Source organism: Microbacterium sp., assembly GCF_047607465.1.
Classification (GTDB): Bacteria; Actinomycetota; Actinomycetes; order Actinomycetales; family Microbacteriaceae; genus Microbacterium.
On the sequence record NZ_JASGCY010000039.1, the window covers coordinates 13,513 to 32,589 of the forward strand.

General features: G+C 70.5%; 15 protein-coding genes. 9 read left to right on the top strand and 6 right to left on the bottom strand.

Going from position 1 to position 19,077, the window contains the following annotated elements; all coding sequences use genetic code 11:
• Positions 1-12: 12 nt before the first annotated feature.
• The 3 genes from QM568_RS05005 to QM568_RS05015 all read left to right on the top strand — a co-directional run bounded on the left by QM568_RS05005 (position 13) and on the right by QM568_RS05015 (position 956).
• Entirely contained in the window at positions 13-162 is a 150-nt protein-coding gene (locus QM568_RS05005) for a hypothetical protein (RefSeq protein WP_415136447.1), read from the top strand.
• A complete protein-coding gene (locus QM568_RS05010; RefSeq protein WP_415136449.1) occupies positions 159-338 on the top strand; it encodes a helix-turn-helix transcriptional regulator in 180 nt (59 codons plus the stop codon). Before QM568_RS05005 ends, QM568_RS05010 begins: the two co-directional genes overlap by 4 nt.
• Positions 339-521: 183 nt before the next feature.
• Entirely contained in the window at positions 522-956 is a 435-nt protein-coding gene (locus tag QM568_RS05015; protein WP_415136451.1) for a hypothetical protein, read from the top strand.
• A 137-nt stretch (positions 957-1,093) separates the two neighbouring features.
• Here QM568_RS05015 and QM568_RS05020 read toward each other — a convergent pair whose 3' ends face one another.
• The gene (locus QM568_RS05020) at positions 1,094-1,927 is read right to left on the bottom strand and encodes an MBL fold metallo-hydrolase (RefSeq protein WP_415136453.1); all 834 of its coding nucleotides are present in this window, start codon (positions 1,925-1,927) and stop codon (positions 1,094-1,096) included.
• Positions 1,928-2,042: 115 nt separating this feature from the next.
• Between QM568_RS05020 and QM568_RS05025 the strand changes: the two genes are divergently transcribed.
• Positions 2,043-5,441, top strand: coding sequence for a pyruvate carboxylase (locus QM568_RS05025; protein WP_415136455.1), 3,399 nt, complete (start codon positions 2,043-2,045; stop codon positions 5,439-5,441).
• A 24-nt stretch (positions 5,442-5,465) separates the two neighbouring features.
• Here QM568_RS05025 and QM568_RS05030 read toward each other — a convergent pair whose 3' ends face one another.
• Both QM568_RS05030 and QM568_RS05035 read right to left on the bottom strand, forming a co-directional pair.
• Entirely contained in the window at positions 5,466-6,350 is an 885-nt protein-coding gene (locus tag QM568_RS05030) for an HpcH/HpaI aldolase/citrate lyase family protein (RefSeq protein ID WP_415136457.1), read from the bottom strand.
• Between the two features lie 205 nt (positions 6,351-6,555).
• Entirely contained in the window at positions 6,556-7,773 is a 1,218-nt protein-coding gene (locus QM568_RS05035; protein ID WP_415136459.1) for an IS110 family transposase, read from the bottom strand.
• 378 nt (positions 7,774-8,151) lie between these two features.
• Between QM568_RS05035 and QM568_RS05040 the strand changes: the two genes are divergently transcribed.
• The 4 genes from QM568_RS05040 (at position 8,152) to QM568_RS05055 (ending at position 14,773) form a co-directional block, all read left to right on the top strand.
• Positions 8,152-9,507: an acetyl-CoA C-acetyltransferase gene (locus QM568_RS05040; RefSeq protein WP_415136461.1), complete on the top strand. Its 1,356-nt coding sequence runs from the start codon at positions 8,152-8,154 to the stop codon at positions 9,505-9,507.
• A gap of 307 nt (positions 9,508-9,814) precedes the next feature.
• Positions 9,815-11,314: an AMP-binding protein gene (locus tag QM568_RS05045; RefSeq protein WP_415136463.1), complete on the top strand. Its 1,500-nt coding sequence runs from the start codon at positions 9,815-9,817 to the stop codon at positions 11,312-11,314.
• Between the two features lie 128 nt (positions 11,315-11,442).
• The gene (locus QM568_RS05050) at positions 11,443-13,431 is read left to right on the top strand and encodes a DUF3556 domain-containing protein (protein ID WP_415136465.1); all 1,989 of its coding nucleotides are present in this window, start codon (positions 11,443-11,445) and stop codon (positions 13,429-13,431) included.
• Between the two features lie 82 nt (positions 13,432-13,513).
• Positions 13,514-14,773 (top strand): PucR family transcriptional regulator, encoded by a 1,260-nt coding sequence (locus QM568_RS05055; RefSeq protein ID WP_415136467.1) that lies wholly within the window; start codon positions 13,514-13,516, stop codon positions 14,771-14,773.
• Positions 14,774-14,826: 53 nt separating this feature from the next.
• Here the strand turns inward: QM568_RS05055 and QM568_RS05060 are convergent, their stop codons facing one another.
• The 3 genes from QM568_RS05060 to QM568_RS05070 all read right to left on the bottom strand — a co-directional run bounded on the left by QM568_RS05060 (position 14,827) and on the right by QM568_RS05070 (position 18,627).
• Positions 14,827-16,320 carry a phytoene desaturase family protein gene (locus QM568_RS05060; RefSeq protein WP_415136469.1) on the bottom strand — a complete coding sequence of 498 codons (1,494 nt, stop codon included), beginning with the start codon at positions 16,318-16,320 and terminating at the stop codon, positions 14,827-14,829.
• 181 nt (positions 16,321-16,501) lie between these two features.
• Positions 16,502-17,602, bottom strand: coding sequence for an FAD-dependent monooxygenase (locus tag QM568_RS05065; RefSeq protein WP_415136471.1), 1,101 nt, complete (start codon positions 17,600-17,602; stop codon positions 16,502-16,504).
• 68 nt (positions 17,603-17,670) lie between these two features.
• Positions 17,671-18,627 carry an alpha/beta hydrolase gene (locus QM568_RS05070; protein WP_415136473.1) on the bottom strand — a complete coding sequence of 319 codons (957 nt, stop codon included), beginning with the start codon at positions 18,625-18,627 and terminating at the stop codon, positions 17,671-17,673.
• 114 nt (positions 18,628-18,741) lie between these two features.
• Here QM568_RS05070 and QM568_RS05075 point away from each other — a divergent pair.
• Positions 18,742-19,077: helix-turn-helix domain-containing protein (locus tag QM568_RS05075; protein ID WP_415136477.1), on the top strand; the 336-nt coding region annotated here is incomplete at its 3' end.

Consider the following 19,077-nt stretch of genomic DNA (forward strand, 5'->3'; position numbering starts at 1 on the left):
TTCCCACACACCATGAAAGAGACAACCATCACCATCGCGGGGGTCATCGCGATCATCGCGGGTATCCTCGCAGCGCCCACCGCACCGGCAGCGACCGCGCTCGCGTTCGTCGCCGGGGCGCTCGCGTTCACCAGCATCGCGATCAAGGGGAAGAAGCCATGATCCGATACCTGACGTCGGCGGAACTCGCCGAACGGATCGGCGTCGCCCCGGACACGGTGAGGCGGTACAAGCTCCCCGAACCGGACGCGATGATCGGCCGCACCCGCGGCTGGCTCCCCGAGACCGTCGACGCCTGGAACGCCGGGCGTCCCGGCCGCGGCAACTGGGGGTCGTAGCTCGCGGTTTACTCGCGGTTTACTCGCGGTTTTGCCGGAGTCACCTGGTGTCATCCCGAGTCAGGTTCCGCGTAATTCCGGGGGACATGACACTACCTGACACCAGGTGACTCCCGGAAATCGAAGCAGGCACTCGACACCGCGCACGAGCTGCGCGACAGCATCCGCTACGGGATCCGCCTCGTGAGCCGCCGCACGGTAGCCGTGCTCCTCGCGCTCGGCGCGACAGCTGTGCTCAGCGGCTGCGCCTGGGCGCAGGGCACCGCCGAGCTGACGGTGACCTACGCCGCGCCGAGCGGAGAGCAGACGCAGACCGTCGAGCTCACCGGCCTCGACTGCAAGGAATCGAGCATCAACCGCACCATCGTGAGCGAAGCCGTCAACGACGCGGGCGAGGAGGTCTTCCTCGCCGTGGCACCGACGGACGGCCGTGACACCCACCCGCTCGCGCTCTGGTTCGACGGCCAGTGGTTCGTCTCGATCGCGGAGTTCGATGCGAGCGGCGACACGATCACGTTCGACGCGCTGCCCGGATCCGTCTCGGAGTCGCCCGACGGCGCGCGACCGTCGCACGAGGGAGTCGCGGCCACGCTCTCCGGCACGATCGACTGCCGCTGAGACGGATCGTGCTCCCGTCGCGATCTGTGCCGTTCCAGCATCCGTTCCTCCCGTTCCGGTCGCGATCTGTGCCGCTCTGAGCGCGGCGAAGCGGCACGAACTGCGACCGGAAGCACCGTGCGCCCCCGCGGTTGCGATCAGCGCGGTGCGCTGCGGCGAAGCGCCGCGTCCGCCAGGTACTCCAGCTGCGCCGCCGTCGACATCTCGGCGGCGTAGCGGATCGCCGCATCGACCTCGGGGTACAGCGCCTCGGAGACCCGGCTCACCGTCTCGGCGTCGGCGGATGGGCGGATGCCGAGGCGATCGAGCACCGCGAGCAGCTCGTCCAGCCGCGCCGCGCGATGATCGCGCATCGCCCTCGCCGCTGCATCGAGCTCGGAGATCGGGTCGCCGTGGCCGGGGAGCACGGCCATCGGCCCGCGGGCGATCAGCCGCTCGAGGGTCGCGAGGTAGTCGCCGAGCGATCCGGTGGGTGCGATCACCGTCGACCCCCGGCCGAGGATCGTGTCGCCGGTGAGCATGACGCCTGCGGCATCCGCTCCGGGGGGAGCCCCTTCGAGCACGTCGTCTTCGAGCGCGAAGCAGACGGAGTCGGCCGTGTGTCCAGGGGTGCGCAGCACCTCGAGCCGGATGCCGGCGGCCTCGATGCTCTCAGCGTCCTCCAGCGCAGCGCCGCCGAGGCAGAGCGCAGGGTCTGCCGCGCGCACCGGCGCTCCGGTCTCGGCGTGCAGCGCGGGCGCCGACTCGGAGTGGTCGAGGTGCCCGTGCGTGAGGAGGATGAGCGCGATCTCCCCCGAGGCCGTGAGCCGGGCGAGGTGACCGGCATCCGCCGGCCCAGGGTCGACGAGCACGACCTGCGACGACGACGGATGCCGGATGATCAGGGAGTTCGTGCCGTCGAGAGTCATCGGCCCTGGATTGGGGGCGAGCACACGCGTGATGGATGTGCTCCAACGGTTCACGGTCTGCATGGGTGAGACTCTACGACCAGGGCCGCAGGCTGAGTGCTCCATTTTTGTAGGCGCGCGTGATGGCGTTATATGGGTACCACACGACCGCCGTTCCACGACCCCCGAGGGCGATGTGATGTTGAAGAAGCTGCTTGTAGCCAACCGCGGTGAGATCGCCGTCCGCGCGATGCGCGCCGCCTACGAACTCGGCATCAAGACGGTGGGGGTGTACGCCTGGGAGGATCGGGGCTCGATCCACCGGCAGAAGGCCGACGAGTCGTACGTCATCGGCGAGAAGGGCCATCCGGTCGCCGCGTACCTCGACGTCGACGAGATCATCCGGGTCGCACTGGAGTCGGGCGCCGATGCCATCTACCCGGGCTACGGCTTCCTCTCCGAGAATCCCCATCTCGCCCGCGCCGCCGCCGCGAACGGGATCGTGTTCGTCGGGCCCAAGGCCGAGATCCTCGAGATGGCGGGCGACAAGGTCGCCGCGAAGCACCACGCCATCGAGGCGAACGTGCCCGTGCTGCGCTCCTGCGAGGCGACAGACGACATCGACGAGCTGCTCGCGGCCGCTGACGAGATCGGCTTCCCCGTGTTCGCCAAGGCCGTCGCCGGCGGCGGCGGGCGCGGCATGCGCCGCGTCGAGAAGCCCGAAGACCTGCGTCCGGCCCTCGAAGCCGCGATGCGCGAGGCCGAGGCCGCCTTCGGCGACCCCCGCATGTTCATCGAGCAGGCTGTGCTGCGCCCCCGCCACATCGAGGTGCAGATCCTCGCCGATGGCGCCGGCGGCATGATCCACCTGCACGAGCGCGATTGCTCGGTGCAGCGCCGACACCAGAAGGTCGTCGAGATCGCGCCAGCGCCGCGGCTCGACGACTCGATCCGCCAGGCCCTGCACCGCGACGCGATCGCGTTCGCGAAATCGATCGGCTACGTGAACGCCGGCACCGTCGAGTTCCTCGTCGACACCGCAGGCGACCGCGCCGGCGAGCACGTGTTCATCGAGATGAACCCGCGCATCCAGGTCGAGCACACGGTGACGGAGGAGATCACCGACGTCGACCTCGTCGTCGCCCAGCTGCGCATCGCCGCCGGCGCCACGCTCGAGGAGCTCGAGCTCACCCAGGAGCGCATCCAGCCCCGCGGGTTCGCGATCCAGTGCCGCATCACCACCGAGGACCCGGCACAGGACTTCCGCCCCGACACGGGCAAGATCACCACCTACCGCTCGCCCGGCGGCGCCGGCATCCGCCTCGACGGCGGCACGGTCGCCGCGGGCGTGCAGGTGAGCCCCTACTTCGACTCGATGCTCGTCAAGCTCATCGCCAGCGGCCGCGACTACGCCACCGCGACCGCGCGCGCCTGCCGGGCGCTGGCGGAGTTCCGGCTGCGCGGGGTCTCCAGCAACATCCCGTTCCTGCAGGCGGTCCTCGACGACCCCGACTTCCTCGAGGGCGATCTGTCGACCGCCTTCATCGAGGAGCGTCCGTACCTGCTCACCTCGCGCAAGTCGCAGGACCGCGCGACGCGCGTGCTGCAGTGGCTGGCCGAGGTCACCGTCAACCGACCGTTCGGCTCGCGCGCGGGCCTCGTCGATCCGGCCTCCAAGCTCCCTCCGCTCGCGCAGCTCGGCGAGGCGCCATCCGGCTCCCGCCAGCGTCTGCTCGATCTCGGCCCCGCCGGCTGGGCGGCCGACCTGCGCGCCCGCAGCGAGCTGGCCGTCACCGACACGACCTTCCGCGACGCGCACCAGTCGCTGCTGGCGACCCGCGTGCGCACGAAGGACCTCGTCGCCGCCCTCCCCGCCGTCTCGCAACTGACGCCGCAGCTGCTCAGCGTCGAGGCCTGGGGCGGGGCGACCTACGACGTCGCGCTGCGCTTCCTCGGCGAGGACCCGTGGGCGCGCCTGGCGCTCATGCACGAGGCGCTGCCGAACATCCCGATCCAGATGCTGCTGCGCGGGCGCAACACCGTCGGCTACACCCCGTACCCGACCAAGGTGACCGACGCGTTCGTGCAGGAGGCCGCCGCCACCGGCGTCGACATCTTCCGCGTGTTCGACGCGCTCAACGACGTCGAGCAGATGCGCCCGGCGATCGAGTCGATCCTCGCCACCGGCACCGCCGTCGCCGAGGGCGCCCTCTGCTACACCGGCAACCTGCTGAGCCCCGACGAGGACCTCTACACCCTCGACTACTACCTGCGCCTGGCCGAGCAGATCGTCGGCACCGGGGTGCACGTGCTGGCGATCAAGGACATGGCGGGTCTCCTGCGTCCTGCCGCCGCCGCGAAGCTCGTCACCGCCCTGCGCGAGAGGTTCGATCTGCCGGTGCACCTGCACACCCACGACACCGCCGGCGGACAGCTCGCGACGCTCCTCGCGGCGAGCGCGGCCGGGGTCGACGCCGTCGACGCCGCGAGCGCGCCGATGGCCGGCACCACGAGCCAGCCCTCGCTCTCCGCGCTCGTGGCCGCTCTCGCCGACACCGAGCGCGACACGACCATTCCGCTGCGCAACGTCACCGACCTCGAGCCGTACTGGGGCGCGGTGCGCGAGGCGTACCGCCCGTTCGAGTCGGGGCTTCCCGGACCGACAGGGCGCATCTACGACCACGAGATCCCGGGCGGCCAGCTGTCGAACCTGCGCCAGCAGGCGATCGCCGTCGGCCAGGGCCACAACTTCGAGGCCGTGGAGGACTACTACGCGGCGGCGGATCGGATGCTCGGACGCATCCCGAAGGTCACCCCGAGCTCGAAGGTCGTCGGCGATCTCGCCCTCGCGCTCTCCGCCGCGGGCGCGGATGCGGCCGATTTCGAGGAGAACCCGGGCCGCTACGACATCCCCGACAGCGTGATCGGCTTCCTCGCCGGCGAGCTCGGCGACCCGCCGGCGGGCTGGCCCGAGCCGTTCCGCACGAAGGCCCTCGCCGGCCGCGGGCGCTCGATCGCGGTCACCGATCTCACCCCCGAGCAGGACGCGGTGCTCGACGAGCCCGGCGAGGCCCGTCGCACCCAGTTGAACGAACTGCTCTTCCCCGGACCGGCACGCACCTTCGCGCAGTGGCGCGATACCTACGGCAACCTCGGTGTGCTCGACACGCTCGACTACCTGTACGGCCTGCAGACCGAGTCCGAGCACGTGGTCACCCTCGAGCGCGGCCTCAACCTGTTCGTCGGGCTCGAGGCGATCGGCGAGGCCGACGAGAAGGGCGTGCGCACGGTCATGACGACGCTGAACGGTCACCTGCGGCCGATCGCGGTGCGCGACCAGTCGATCAAGGTCGTCACGCGCGAGAACGAGCGGGCGGATGCCGGCACCCCCGGTCAGGTCGGGGCTCCCTTCTCGGGCGTCGTCACCCTGAAGGTCGCCGCGGGCAACACCGTCGAGGCCGGAGACACCGTCGCGGTCATCGAGGCGATGAAGATGGAGGCGTCCGTCACCACCCCCGTCGGCGGCACCGTGCAGCGCGTTGCCCTCCCCGAGACCGCTCAGGTCGAGGCCGGCGACCTCATCGCGGTCATCCAGTAGCGGCCCTGTCGCCAGAGCCCGGCCTCACGCGTCGTCGTCCCGGAACGATGCAGCCAGTGCGATGATCTCCCGGGCCGTCGTGACGTGGGCGATGTCGATGTGCTCGCCGTCGTAGAGAGCCGAAGCCCGGCCCTGCGCCATCGCGGCGTCGAGAGCGTCGATCATGCCCTGGTAGTAGGCCACCTGATCGGCATCCGGAGTGTACGTACGATTGACGATGTCGACCTGCGCCGGGTGCAGGACCAGCTCGCAGGCCATGCCGAGTTGCCGGTCGAACCGCGAAGAGGCCGCCAAGCCGTCGAGATCCTCGATCTGCTGCCAGATGCCGCCGATGGGCTGCTTGCCGGCGGCGCGCGCTGCCATGACGACGCGGGACTTCAGATAATCGGTCTCCCGCCCCTCGGGAGTCCAGACGAACCCGAGCGCGCGGGCGGTGTCGGCGTTCTTCACGCTCGCCCCGACGATGCCCCACACACGCGGGTGCTCGGCGATCTCGAAGGCGAGCTGCATGGACCGTGCGGTCTCGAGCACGGGGATCAGCTTGACCGTGCCGATCTCGATGTCCGCTCTCGCCTCCGCCTCGGCGACCATGCAGGAGGCCATGTGGACGTCGTCCGGTCCGCTCGGCTTGGAGATCATCACGCCGGCGAGCCCTGGCTGAACGACAGCGAGGATGTCGTCGAGGTCGTAGATGTGAGCCGTGCGGTTCACCCGGACCCAGATGCTCTTGCCCTGCGCGACGAGCCCCGGCATCCGTCTGGCCAGCAGCGACCGCGCCGCTTCCTTCTCGGCAGGAGGCACCGAGTCCTCGAGGTCGAGGACGAGCGCATCCGCCGCGGACGCGATGCCCTTGTCGAGCATCGACTCCTTATTGGCGGGGACGAACAGCAGCGAACGGATCGGCTTCATGCGGGGCTCTCTCCGGTGCGAACGGAATCGTCATCGATGGGTGCGGTCGCTTCGAGCGCCGAGGCGGCTGCGGTGTGCGTGTCCACGTGCCGTTCCTTTCCTGGAGATCCCGCCCGAGATCTAGATCTGTCCATATTGCCTCGCGCCGCTCGGCGATACTTCTCGGCACCGACTCGACGCGCTCGGAGGAGTCTCAATGAAGTTGTCAAGCCGCGATTGCGGTCTTCGTTGGGCTGTCGATCGTGAAGGTTCGGTTGTCGCGCAGGAGTGCCCAGAGGACGTCGACGCGGCGTCGGGCGAGGGCGAGGAGGGCTTGGACGTGTTTGCATCCGGCGGCGCGCTTCTTGAGGTAGTAGTCCCGGTTCGGTCCGGGGCGGATGATCGCGGACTGCGCGGAGAGGTAGAACACTCGGCGGAGTTTGCGGCTGTAGCGTCGGGGGCGGTGCATGTTCCCGGTGCGTCGTCCGGAGTCGCGAGGCACGGGGACCAGGCCTGCGGCGGACGCGAGCCGGCCGGCGTCTGCGTAGGAGCCGATGTCCCCGGCCGCGACGATCAGCTCGGCGCCGAGGATGGGGCCGATGCCGGGCATGGACTCGATGATCTCGGCCTGCGGGTGGCCGCGGAACGCTTCCGTGACCTGCCGGTCGATCTTCCCGATCCGTTCGTCCAGGTCCAGCAGCGCCTGAGCCAGCTCCGCGACGATGGATCCAGCGGTCTTCTCGCCGGGGATCGCGGTGTGCTGTCCTTCTGCGGCGGCGATGGCTGTTGCGGCGACGTCGCCGGCGGCGCGGACTTTCCGTTTGGTGAGCCAGCCGGCCAGCCGGGTGCGGCCGAGCCGGCGCAGCGCGTCCGGGGTCTGGTAGCCGGTGAGCAGGATCAGCGCGCCCTTATGGTTGCTGAGGTCGAACGCGCGCTCCAGCCCGGGGAAGTACCCGGTGAGCACATCGCGGAGCCGGTTCAGCATCCGCACGCGGTCCGCGACCAGATCGGTTCGGTGACCAACCAGCAAGCGCAACTCAGCGACGACGGTCGCGGGGACGTCCACCAAGCTCAGATCCTGCCGGTGGCGGATGGTCTCCGCGATCACGTATGCATCGCGGGCGTCCGTCTTCGCCTCGCCTCGGTAAGCACCGGCCATCCGGTTCACGGTGCGGCCAGGGACGTAGAACACGCGTTGGCCGTGCGCGGCGAGCAACGCGAGCAGCAGCCCGGATGCGGTGCCGGTGATGTCGATGCCCCAGGTGACCTCACCGCCCGAGCCCAGCACCGTGCTGATCGCGTCGAGGATTGCGGTCTCGTCGTTGAGGACCTTGCTCGACCACACGGTCTGACCGGTGTCGTCGATCACGCAGACCCAGTGATGTTCTTTGCCGGCGTCGATGCCCGCCCACCGGCTGGCGGTGAGCTCGCTCGTCGTGCTCACTCGTTCCTCCTTCGGTTCGCTTCCTACAACACGGCCCGAGGAACACCCCGCCATCATCTCCGTAAACAGCGACCGAAACGCGCATCTCAATCAGCAGTCAGGGTGCCCCGGAGAACCGGACGGCCACTCCTTCGGAGCCACTTGAGACAAGAAGCCATCAGCCACATCCGGCCCTCCCGGGCCGCTTAACAACTTACGGAGGAAGCCATGAAGGAAAGCATCCGTCAGGCCGAAGACTACTCGTCTTCCCCCTCGGCCACTGGCTGCAGTTCACCCCCGCCGCGCCGATGAGCGAGCTCGGCGCTGACCTTCAACACGCACCGCATCCACGACGACCAGCCGTACGCGACGTCCGACGAGGGCTATCCGGGTCTCGTCGTGCACGGGCCGCTGTCGGCGACCCTCATCGTCGACGACTTCCGCCGCCGGCATCCGGATGCCAGGCTGGTGACGTTCGAGTTCTCCGCACGCTCGCCGATCTTCTCGACCGGCACCGGCATCCGCGATTGCGAAGAAGGACTCCGGAGAAGAGACACCATGAGCAGAGCAGCCATCGTCGCCCCCGTCCGCACCGCCGTCGGCGGCTTCGGCAAGTCGCTCCTGCCGGTGCCGGTCGAGAAGCTCGGCGCCGCCGTCGTGAAGGCCGTCATCGAGCGCAGCGGCGTCGACCAGAGCCTCATCGAGGACGTCGTCTTCGCGCAGTCGTACGCCTCCAGCGAGACCCCGTGCGTCGGCCGCTGGATCGCCCTCGAGGCTGGTCTGCCGATCGAGACCGCCGGCATGCAGATCGACCGGCGCTGCGGCGGCGGCGTGCAGTCGATCGCGACCGCCGCGATGATGGTGCTGACCGGGGCCGCCGATGTCGTCGTCGCCGGCGGCGTCGAGAGCATGAGCAACATCGAGTACTACTCGACCGATATGCGCTGGGGCACGCGCGCCGGCAACGTCACCTTCTACGACCGCCTCGACCGCAGCCGCGAGCGCTCGCAGCCGGTGGAACGCTTCGGCTACATCTCGGGCATGATCGAGACCGCAGAGAACATCGCGGCGCAGTACGGCATCACGCGCGAGGAGCAGGACGTCTTCGCCGCCCGCAGCCAGCAGAACGCCGCCGCCGCCCAGAGGCGCGGCGCGTTCGACGACGAGATCGTGCCGATCGAGGTGCCCCAGCGCAAGGGCGACCCGATCGTCTTCGCCGCCGACGAGGGCGTGCGCCCCGACACCACGGTCGAGACCCTCGCGGGACTGCGCCCGGTGATCAAGGGCGGCACCGTGACCGCAGGCAACGCCGCGCAGCAGAACGACGCCGCGGCCGCCTGCCTCATCGTCGCCGAGGACAAGCTCGACGAGTACGGGCTCACCCCCATCGGCTTCCTCGAGGGCTGGACCGCGGTCGGCTGCGAGCCGGCCACCATGGGCCTCGGGCCCGTGCCCGCCGTCGAGAAGCTCTTCCGCCGCACCGGCCGCACCTGGTCGGACATCGACCTCATCGAGCTCAACGAGGCCTTCGCCGCCCAGGCCCTTGGCGTCATCCGCGGCTGGGGCCTGGAGTCGATCGACGACCTCAACGTGAACGGCTCCGGCATCTCGCTCGGCCACCCCGTCGGCGCCACGGGCGTGCGCATCATGACGACGTTGCTGCACGAGCTGCATCGCCGCGGCGGCGGACGCGGACTCGAGACCATGTGCGTGGGCGGCGGCCAGGGCATGGCCGCGATCTTCGAGGTGGTGTGATGTCGGCAGGCGCGATCTCGCCCGCCATGATCGCGTGGCGCAGGTAGCTCGCGACCTCGTCGCTCAGCTGCTGTCGACGCATTTCGGCTCCCTCTGTTCACACGCACGCTGTCGTGGATCACCTATTTCATATGGAGGTTCCCACCGACGAAAAAGTGGAACTGCATTTCAACCGGGGTGATCCCGAGTGCCGCTGTGCAAAGTGTCCATGCGCCCCTTCGAAGTGGGACGGAAACGACGGACTCCCGGGTTTTCCACGGTCGTAGTCTGGCTCCGCAGTCGAAGAAGACTCTGGAAGGAGACAGCGATGACGCTCGAGCACCTGCCCTGGGAATCACCCGCCGCCGGCAGCGGCCGCGCCTGCCTCGGCGACGTCGACCGCTTCCTCGATTACGCCGAGGTCGAGCGCCGCTCGGCCGCCTTCGCCGAACAGCTCGCCGACCTCGGGATCGGCGCCGGCGACGTCATCGCCGTCATGCTGCCCAACGGCATCGACCTCGTCATCGCGCTGCTCGGCGCCTGGCGCACGGGGGCTGCGGCCACCCCGGTGAACCCGACCTTCACCGCGCGCGAGGTGCGCTACCAGCTCGACGACTCGCAGGCGAAGCTGCTCGTGACCGCGCCCGGCAGCGTCGGCGCGACCGCCGACCTCGGCGTCGCCCGCCTCCTCTCCGACGAGATCAGGACCGAGCCGGCATCCGCCGTCGTCAGCCCGGAGATCGAGGCCGACCACATCGCGCTGCTCATCTACACCAGTGGATCGACCGGCCAGCCCAAGGGCGTGATGCTCGACCACGCCAACCTCAACGCGATGGCCACCGGCTTCGCGCGGCACACCGAGCTCGCCGCCGACGACCGCGCGCTGCTCGTGCTGCCGCTGTTCCACGTGAACTCGCTCTGCCTGAGCCTGCTCGCCCCGATCACCGTCGGCGGCAGCACCGTGGTGCTCGAGCGGTTCGCCCCGGATTCCTTCCTCGCCGCGATCGAGCGCTTCCGGCCCACGTACTTCTCCGCGGTGCCGGCGATCTTCGCCCGTCTCGCCGAGCTGCCCGAGAGCGTGCAGCCCGACATGAGCAGCATCCGCTTCGCCATCTGCGGGGCGGCGCCGGTCTCGAAGGAGCTCCTGCAGCGCATCTCCGACCGCTACGGCCTGCTGCTGCTCGAGGGCTACGGCCTCACCGAGGGCACCTGCGCCTCGGCGTGCAATCCGCTGCACGGCCCCCAGAAGCCCGGCAGCGTGGGACCCGCCCTCGCCGGCCAGCGCATCGCGATCACCGACGACGACGGGGCGCCCGTGCCCGCCGGCGAGCGCGGCGAGGTGCGCATCAGCGGCCCCACCGTCATGCGCGGGTACCTCGGACGGCCCGAGGCGACCGCCGACACGGTCGCCGACGGCTGGCTGCGCACCGGCGACGTCGGCGTCCTCGACGAGGACGGCTACCTGTTCATCGTCGACCGCATCAAGGACATGATCATCCGCGGCGGCGAGAACATCTACCCCAAGGAGATCGAGGCGTTCCTGGCCACCCACCCCTCCGTCCTGGAGTCGGCCGTGGTCGGGGCGCCGCACGAGGCGCTGGGCGAGGTGCCCGTCGCCTACGTCGTGCTCCTGCCGGGCTCCGCGACCACCGTCGAGGAGCTCATCGCCCACAGCCGGGAGGGTCTCATGAAGATCAAGGTCCCCGCCCGGATCGAGATCGTCGACGCCCTGCCGCGCAACCCCGTCGGCAAGATCGACAAACCGACGCTGAGACAGCGGACGGCGCCCGTCGAGGTCCCCCTCACCGCCACCGTCGCCGTCGTCTGAGAACGCCCTCGCCCCCGCCGGATCGCCGGCGGCCCGGCGGGAGCCTGCCCGCAGGACCGGTCGAGCCCCGCATCCGACCCCATCGAGAACAGCACATCCGTCCATCAGGCATCACCGAAGGAGTTGACATGCCGTACAAGACACCGAGGTTCCCCGACGTCGGGGATCCCGTCGAATTCATCCAGAAGCCCTTCCTCGACCGCATCAAGGTCCTCTCCAAGCAGTGGGGGGAATGGGGCTTCGGCGCCGCCAAGAACATCCAGGTCATGTACCTGATGAAGCTCTTCGGGGCGTATCTCATCGGCGGCACGCTGCTGATCACGCTGACCTCGGGGCACAACCCGCTGGCGCCGTCGACGTACCTGCTCGACCCGATCTTCTACCAGAAGTTCCTCGTCCTGACGATGCTCCTCGACGCGATCGGGGTCGCCGGCTCCTGGGGTCCGCTGGCCGGCAAGTTCGGGCCCCTCACCGGCGGCATCCGGTTCTGGTCGCGCCCCGGCACGATCCGCCTCGCCCCCTACAAGTGGATCCCCGGCGTCAAGGGCACCGAGCGCAAGCTCGTCGACGTCTTCCTCTACTGGGGCTTCCTGTTCGCGATGGGCACGGCGGTGCTCTCCCCGGGGCAGACGGAGCTTCCGGCGCTGGCGGCCTTCCGCGAGTACGTCGCCGCCAACGCCGCGACGCTGCCCGCCTGGGTCGTCGACAACGTCGCGGGCTTCTCGCTCATCCAGACGACGCCGCTGATCGCCGCCGTGGCGTTCCTCGTGGTGCTGGGCCTGCGCGACAAGATCGTCTTCCTCGCGGCGCGCTCCGAGCAGTACCTGCTGCCGGTGGTGTTCTGCATCGCCTTCCCGCTGCTCAGCGAGAACGGCGTCGTCGACATGATCATCGCGTTCAAGATCTTCCTCGTGACGATCTGGGTCGGCGCCGGATTCTCGAAGTGGAACCGCCACTTCACCCCCGTCATCCCGCCGATGATGTCGAACACCCCGTTCTACGTGCCCCGCTTCGTCAAGAAGGCGATGTACCGCGACTTCGACAAGGACGACCTACGTCCGAGCCACCTCGCCGCGACCATCGCGCACATCCCGGGCACCATCGTCGAGTTCGCGACCCCGCTGGTGATGCTCTTCGTCGTCGGCTCCGCCTTCGGCGGGCAGCTCACGGTGACCCTCGCGACCCTCCTCATGGTCGGCTTCTGCTTCTTCATCATCTCGACGTTCCCGATCGCGGTGCCGCTGGAGTGGAACCTGCTCTTCGCCATCACGGCGAGCATCTGGTTCATCGGCTACCCGAACCAGGCCGGCTTCAGCGTCTTCGACATGTCGCAGCCGTGGATGCCGCTCGCCGTCGTCGCGATCCCGGTGTTCCTGGTGATCTTCGGCAGCATCCGCCCCGACAAGGTCTCCTTCCTCGCGGCGCTGCGCCAGTACGAGGGCAACTGGGCGACCGGCACCTGGGCCATCCACCCGGATGCCGAGAAGAAGCTGCACAAGGTCTACCGCCCGACCCTCGACCAGATCGACCAGTTCCAGGCGATGGGCCTGCCGTACCCGCTGGCCGAGGCCTTCCTCGAGATGACCCTGGGCTGGCGCTCGATGCACAGCCAGGCCAAGGGCCTGTTCTCGGTGCTCACGAAGAACGTCCCCGACCTCGACCACCGCCGCATCCGCGAGGCCGAGTTCGGCACGAACGCCCTGATCGGCTTCAACTTCGGCGAGGGGCACTTCCACGACGAGGAGCTCATCGGGGCGATCCAGGAGCAGGCGCAGTTCGAGCCGGGCGAGTTCATCGTCGCCTGGGTCGAGTCCGAGCCGCTCTGGCACGGCTACCAGGAGTACAAGCTCATCGACGCGGCGCTCGGCGTCGTCGAGCGGGGGCGCTGGCGGGTGAAGGATGCCGTCGCCCAGCAGCCCTGGCTGCCCGACGGGCCGATCCCGCTGCAGGTGACCTGGCGTTCGCCCGAGTTCGGTAGGCTTCGGTTCACCGCGACGAGCATCCTCGGATCGGCCGCCGAGGCGGCCCCCGCGGAGGTGGTCGCGGACGAGCGGATCGACACGGCGACCCTGGAGGCGCTGCTCGAGGACGAGCAGCGCGCGCAGACCAAGGCGTGAGCCGATCGCTGCGGCCGGCGGTGGAGCAGACGCCCACCGGCGGCCGCGGCGATACGCGGCAGAGACGGAGAAGGGGAAGGCGATGGTGGACGAGCAGCGCATCACCGCGCTGGTGGCCGCGGTCGGCAGCCGCATGCAGGAGGCGGCCCCCCAGATCGTCGACGAGATGCGCGACCTGCTCGCCGACCGCATCGACGGTCTCGGGCAGGATCCGCAGCTGATCGACCTGCTGCGGGCGAGCATCGACGGCAACGTCACGACCCTCTGCCACATCCTCAGCAACGACATCGGCATCGACTCCCTCCAGCCCACCACCGGCGCCGTCGAGTACGCGGCGCGCCTCGCGCAGCGCGACGTGCCGCTGGGCGCCCTCACCCGCGCCTACTACCTCGGCCAGGCGCTGTTCGTGCGCCGCGGCATCGACGCGATCGACGCGCTGGGGCTGGAGAGCATGGAGCTCCAGGTCACCCTCACCCGGCGCGTGATCGACGTCATCCACAACTACATCGACTGGATCCTGAAGTACGTCACCGAGGTGCACGAGGCCGAGCGCCACCGCTGGTGGACGGCGCGGGCCGTGTCGAACGCGGTCGCCGTGCAGAAGGTGATGCGCGGCGAGCAGATCTCCGAGCGGGCGTTCGAGGTCGAGACGAAGTACGCGCTGTCGCAGCGGCACCTCGCGGTGATCGGCTGGCTCGAGTTCGACAGCCACGACCCCGACGACCAGCGCCGCATCGACCAGCTCGTGCGCCGCGCGGCCACCGCGCTCGGCGCCGTGCGCCCTCCGCTCATCACCGCGGCCGACCGCTCGACGGCGTGGGCGTGGATCGCCCTGCCGGGGGCGCTGCCCTCCGACGCGATCGCCCGGGTGCAGCAGCTGTGCGCCGAGGGCGACGCCCGCGGCATCCGCCTCGCCCTCGGTGAGCCGGGGGCGGAGATCCCCGGCTTCCGGCGCTCGCACGAGCAGGCCGCGAAGGCGCGGCTCGTGGCCCTGGGCGCCGGCGCCTACCGCGAGGCGCGCGTCGTGTCGTTCGCCGAGCCCGACGTGGGGCTCCTGTCGCTGATCATGCACGACGTCCCCGGCACCATCGCCTGGACGCACGAGGTGCTGGGCCCGGTGGCCGATGCCGGGTCGTCGAACGACGCGATGCGCGAGACCCTCGCGACCTTCTACGCGAGCGGCGAGAACTTCACCCGCACGGCCGACGCGCTCCGCCTGCACCGCAACACGGTGCGCCAGCGCGTCAACAAGTTCATCGCCGAGCGCGGCGGCAAGCGCATCGATGCGCTCGAGATCTCGCTCGCGCTGCGGATGCTCGACCTGCTGGCGACGCACGGCTGAGGCGTCCCCGGCGCCGGACGCGGGCAGCGGGTTGGTCCCTGGTGCCGGCGGCGTCAGCGCACCGGCACCAGGAGGTCTGCGGCGGGCGACGGCGCGACCGTGCCCGCGGGTGCCACCGGGACGCCCTCGCGGATGCCGGCCCGGCGCAGCGCCCGGCGGGCGGCGTTGTACCCGCTCATGCCGTGGATACCGGGGCCAGGGGCCGTCGCCGCCGAGCAGAGGTAGTACCCGGGCACGCCGGTGTCGTACGGCTGGGTGGTGAGACGGGGACCGACGAGGAACTGCAGCGGCGTCTTCGCGCCCGTGATGATGTCGCCGCCGACGAAGTTCGGGTTCTCGGCGGCGAAGTCCATCGTCGTGCGCGAGCGCGCGGCGACGATGCGGTTGCGGAATCCCGGCGCGAAGCGCTCGATCTGCGCGACGATCGCCGCCGTCGCATCGCCCCGGTAGCCCGCGGGGACGTGCGCGTAGGCGTACACGGGAACGGTGTCGCCGTCGGCGCGCGACGGATCGGCGAGGTACTGCTGGCCGACGAGCACGAACGGGCGGTCCGGCATCCGCCTCATCACAGCGATGTCGCGCTCGGCGGCGACGACCTCGGCGGCGGAGCCGGCGACGTGCACGGTGCCGGCGTGGTGGGCGGCCTCGTTGGTCCACGGGATGCCGCCGCGCACGGCGAAGTCGACCTTGAAGGCGGCCGGCCCCGAGCGGAAGCGCCGGTACGCGCGGCGCACGTGGTCCGGCAGCTCGCTCTGCAGGATCGAGGCGGCGTCGCGCGGATGCACGTCGAGGATCGTGATGTCGTGCGGGGGCAGGTCCTCCCGGCGGAGGATCCGACGCCCGGTCTCGAAGGTCACGCCCAGCTCGTCGAGCAGCCGCACCTGGGCGGCGGTGAAGGCGCCGGTGCCGCCCTCGATCACGGGCCAGCCGACGGTGTGGCCCGCGGTGATGATGCCCGCGCCGATGCCGGTGACGAGCGGCACGTCGAGGCGGTTGATCGCGTGGGCGGCGACGCCGAGGAAGAGCGCCCGTGCCTTCTCGGTGCGGAAGAACCGGGCGACCCAGGTGGGCGGAGGACCGGCGACGAGCCCGAAGCGGGCGAGGGCGAACGGATGCCGCGGCACGGCGAGCATGGGGGTGAAGATGTCCTCGGCGAGCTTGTCGAAGACGCGCGACGAGGGGCCGAACGCGGCCGACCAGCGGCCTCCGTCGGCGTCGAGACCCGCTGCGGTGTCGGCGATCGAGGTGTGCAGGACGGCGGCGTCGCCCTCGTCGAGGGGATGCACGCAGTCGATCGGGGCGTGCTTCAGCGCGACCCCCATCGCCTGCAGGTCGAGCGTGCTCCAGTAGGCGCCGGCGGGGGCCATCGTGTGCACGGCGGCGCAGTGGTCCTGGATGAGCCCGGGCAGCGGCGACTCGACCGAGCGGGCGCCTCCGCCGATGACGTCGGCGGCCTCGATCACCCGCACGCGGACTCCGGCGCGGGCGAGCACAGTGGCGGCGGCGAGCCCGTTGGGCCCGCTGCCGACCACGACGGCGTCCGTCACGGGCGCGCCTCCCCCTCGCGTGACCCCTGTGACAGGTGGGTGGGTGACATCATCGCTTCCTCCCGATCGCCGTCGACCGCTCGCCTCCAGGGTAGGAGCGCGGGGCGCGGGCGAGGATCATCGCCGCCGTCCCGGATCGCCGAGGCTCATGTGCACGTTGCACATTCTCCCGCAGCGGACGTCAGGCGGCGAACGAGCGGCTGAACGACTGGCCGCCGCTGACGCCGCGGCGCATGTCGGCGAGGCGGGAGAGCTCGTAGGCCTCGAAGGCGGCGGGCTCGACGCCCAGACGCCGCACGGCCTCGGCGATCGCGTGGGCGTCGTCGACCGCCTCGTCGAAGCCGGCACCGGTCATCGGGGTCTGCGCGTGGGCGGCGTCGCCGACGAGGGCGACCCGGCCGTCGACCACCCGGTCGGGCAGGTACTCGGTGATCGGCGTTGCGATGGCCTCGTGGGCGCGCAGCGCCGCGGCGATCGGGGTCGACCACGGCTCGGGCCAGCGGCTCTCGGCCGTGCGGGCGAGGGCCTCGTAGGTGCCGTCGGGGATGTCGGCGCTGCGCGGCGTGTGCCGCACGACCGTGCCGTCGACGGCGCCGATCCTGCGCAGCAGCGCGCTGCGGGTGGGGTCGAAGATGCCCCAGCCGAAGCGGTGCACCGAGCCGTCGGCCTCGATGAGCGGATATACCGCGAGCATCTCATCGCCGCGGCCGCCCATGAAGTCGGGGCCGCCGACGCGGCCGATCCAGCGCTCCGGGATGTCGGACTGGCCGAGCCACACCACGTAGCCGGCGTAGTCGGCATCCGGACGGTGCTCGTCGACATGGCGGCGCGTGGCGCTGCGGTAGCCGTCGGCGCCCACGAGCAGGGGCGCCTCCCAGGTGCGTCCCTGCTCGCCGCGGGCCCAGGCCGCGGCATCCGTCTGCCCGACCTCGACGACGTGCGCGCCGTCGACGAGGGTGATCGACGGCTCCGCCTCGGCCGCCGCGCGCAGCGCGGAGTAGACGTTCCACCAGGCGTGCGGCAGCCAGCCCTGCGCCATGGACTCCGCCCCCAGCGCCTCGGCGACGATCGCCCGCGCATCGGGCCCCAGGGTGCGCGAGAGATCGCCGCCGGCGACGCGGATGGCGACGCCGCGCTGCGTGCGGCCGTTGGTGCGCTCGAGGACGGTGGAGGAGACGCCGTCCTTGGCGAGCGCGAGTGCGGTGGTGAGGCCGCCGAGCGAGCCGCCGACGATGAGAACGCCGGCGGCGGGGGATGTGCGGGTTTCGGTGTTCTCGGTCATCGTCTTCTCTTCGTGCGGAGGTCGGGAGAGCGGTGCGCCCCGGAGGGCGCACCGCTCGTGTCTGGGTTTCAGAGCTTGGCGTCGAAGAACGGGATGACCGTCTTCAGTGCCTCGCCGGCGCCGTTCGGCTGGTCGTAGAGGTCGTAGTGCGAGACGCCCTCGAGGACGAGCAGCTGCTTGTCCTCGGATGCCGCGCGCTCGCAGATCTCTTTGCCGTCGCGGAACGCGCCGAACGCGCCCTGTTTGTCGCCCACGACGACGAGCAGCGGCTGGTCGAGCAGCTCCTCGGCGAGGTGGAAGGCGTCGAACGCCAGCGCGTTGGCGCCGTGCGCGGCCTCGAACAGCACGCAGCCGTTCGCCGACTCGCCGCGACCCGTGCGGTAGTAGTCGTACGCCTCGACGATGTCGATGTCACCGGCGGCCTGCGCGCCCTCGGCGGAGTCCGGCAGCATGCCGTTCACCGCGGTGTCGGCGCCGCGGGCCTCCGCGGTGCGCTGTGCGGCGATGCCGCGGAGAGCGGCGAGCACGCCGTCACCGGCGTTGAGGGTGTCGCGCATCATGCGGCCGTAGTTGACGCCCGTGATGGAGACGACCGCCTTGAAGCGCTTCTCGGTCTTCGCGGAGGCGAGGGTGTAGCCGCCGCCGCCGCACACGCCGAGCACGCCGATGCGGTCGGCGTCCACGTAGGGCAGGGTCACGAGGTAGTCGACGACCCGGCGGAAGTCCTCGACGCGCTGCGCCGGGTCCTCCATGAAGCGCGGCGTGCCGCCGCTGGCGCCCTGGAAGCTCGCGTCGAACGCGATGACGACGTAGCCGGCCTCGGCGAGAGCCGCGCCGTAGATGTTGCCCGAGGTCTGCTCCTTGCAGCTGCCGATCGGGTGGGCGCTGACGACGGCGGGGTACGTCTTGGTCTCGTCGAAGTCCACCGGGAGGTAGATGTCGGCGGCGATGTCCCAGAACATGTCGGGGTTGCGGAAGGTGACGTGGTTGATCGTAGGGGTGGGGGTGATCGTGTCGTTTGCCATGTCATCCACTCTGCCCCCGGGAAAAGGGGGTAACCAGTCAGCCATTCATCCTATGAATGATCATTCCCAGGTTGAGCTCTTCCTTCCCTGGGTCATTCGGCGCACAATGGGATCATGCCCGGACTGCACGATCGCACCCCCCATCTCAAAGAGCTCGGCGAGTTCCTCAAGACCCGCCGGGACTCGCTGACCCCCGAGAACGTGGGGCTTCCGACCGCGATCGGCCAGCGCCGCGTCGCGGGTCTGCGCCGAGAAGAGGTCGCGCAGCTGATCAACATCTCCGGCGACTACTACACGCGCATCGAGCAGGGACGCCTGGCCCCCTCCGCCCCGGTGCTCGACGCCCTCGTCGACGCGCTGCAGCTCGACGCCGACCAGAGCGACTACGCGCGCTCGCTCGTCGCGCACGCCGCGGCTCCGGCATCCCTCGCCCCGGCGCGGGCGCGGCAG

What these genes read in the sequence shown, in the direction of transcription:
- QM568_RS05005 (WP_415136447.1), top strand. Translation starts at nt 13, where the DNA reads ATGAAAGAGACAACCATCACCATCGCGGGGGTCATCGCGATCATCGCG.
- QM568_RS05010 (WP_415136449.1), top strand. Translation starts at nt 159, where the DNA reads ATGATCCGATACCTGACGTCGGCGGAACTCGCCGAACGGATCGGCGTC.
- QM568_RS05020 (WP_415136453.1), bottom strand. Translation starts at nt 1,927, where the DNA reads ATGCAGACCGTGAACCGTTGGAGCACATCCATCACGCGTGTGCTCGCC.
- QM568_RS05025 (WP_415136455.1), top strand. Translation starts at nt 2,043, where the DNA reads ATGTTGAAGAAGCTGCTTGTAGCCAACCGCGGTGAGATCGCCGTCCGC.
- QM568_RS05030 (WP_415136457.1), bottom strand. Translation starts at nt 6,350, where the DNA reads ATGAAGCCGATCCGTTCGCTGCTGTTCGTCCCCGCCAATAAGGAGTCG.
- QM568_RS05045 (WP_415136463.1), top strand. Translation starts at nt 9,815, where the DNA reads ATGACGCTCGAGCACCTGCCCTGGGAATCACCCGCCGCCGGCAGCGGC.
- QM568_RS05050 (WP_415136465.1), top strand. Translation starts at nt 11,443, where the DNA reads ATGCCGTACAAGACACCGAGGTTCCCCGACGTCGGGGATCCCGTCGAA.
- QM568_RS05055 (WP_415136467.1), top strand. Translation starts at nt 13,514, where the DNA reads ATGGTGGACGAGCAGCGCATCACCGCGCTGGTGGCCGCGGTCGGCAGC.
- QM568_RS05065 (WP_415136471.1), bottom strand. Translation starts at nt 17,602, where the DNA reads ATGACCGAGAACACCGAAACCCGCACATCCCCCGCCGCCGGCGTTCTC.
- QM568_RS05070 (WP_415136473.1), bottom strand. Translation starts at nt 18,627, where the DNA reads ATGGCAAACGACACGATCACCCCCACCCCTACGATCAACCACGTCACC.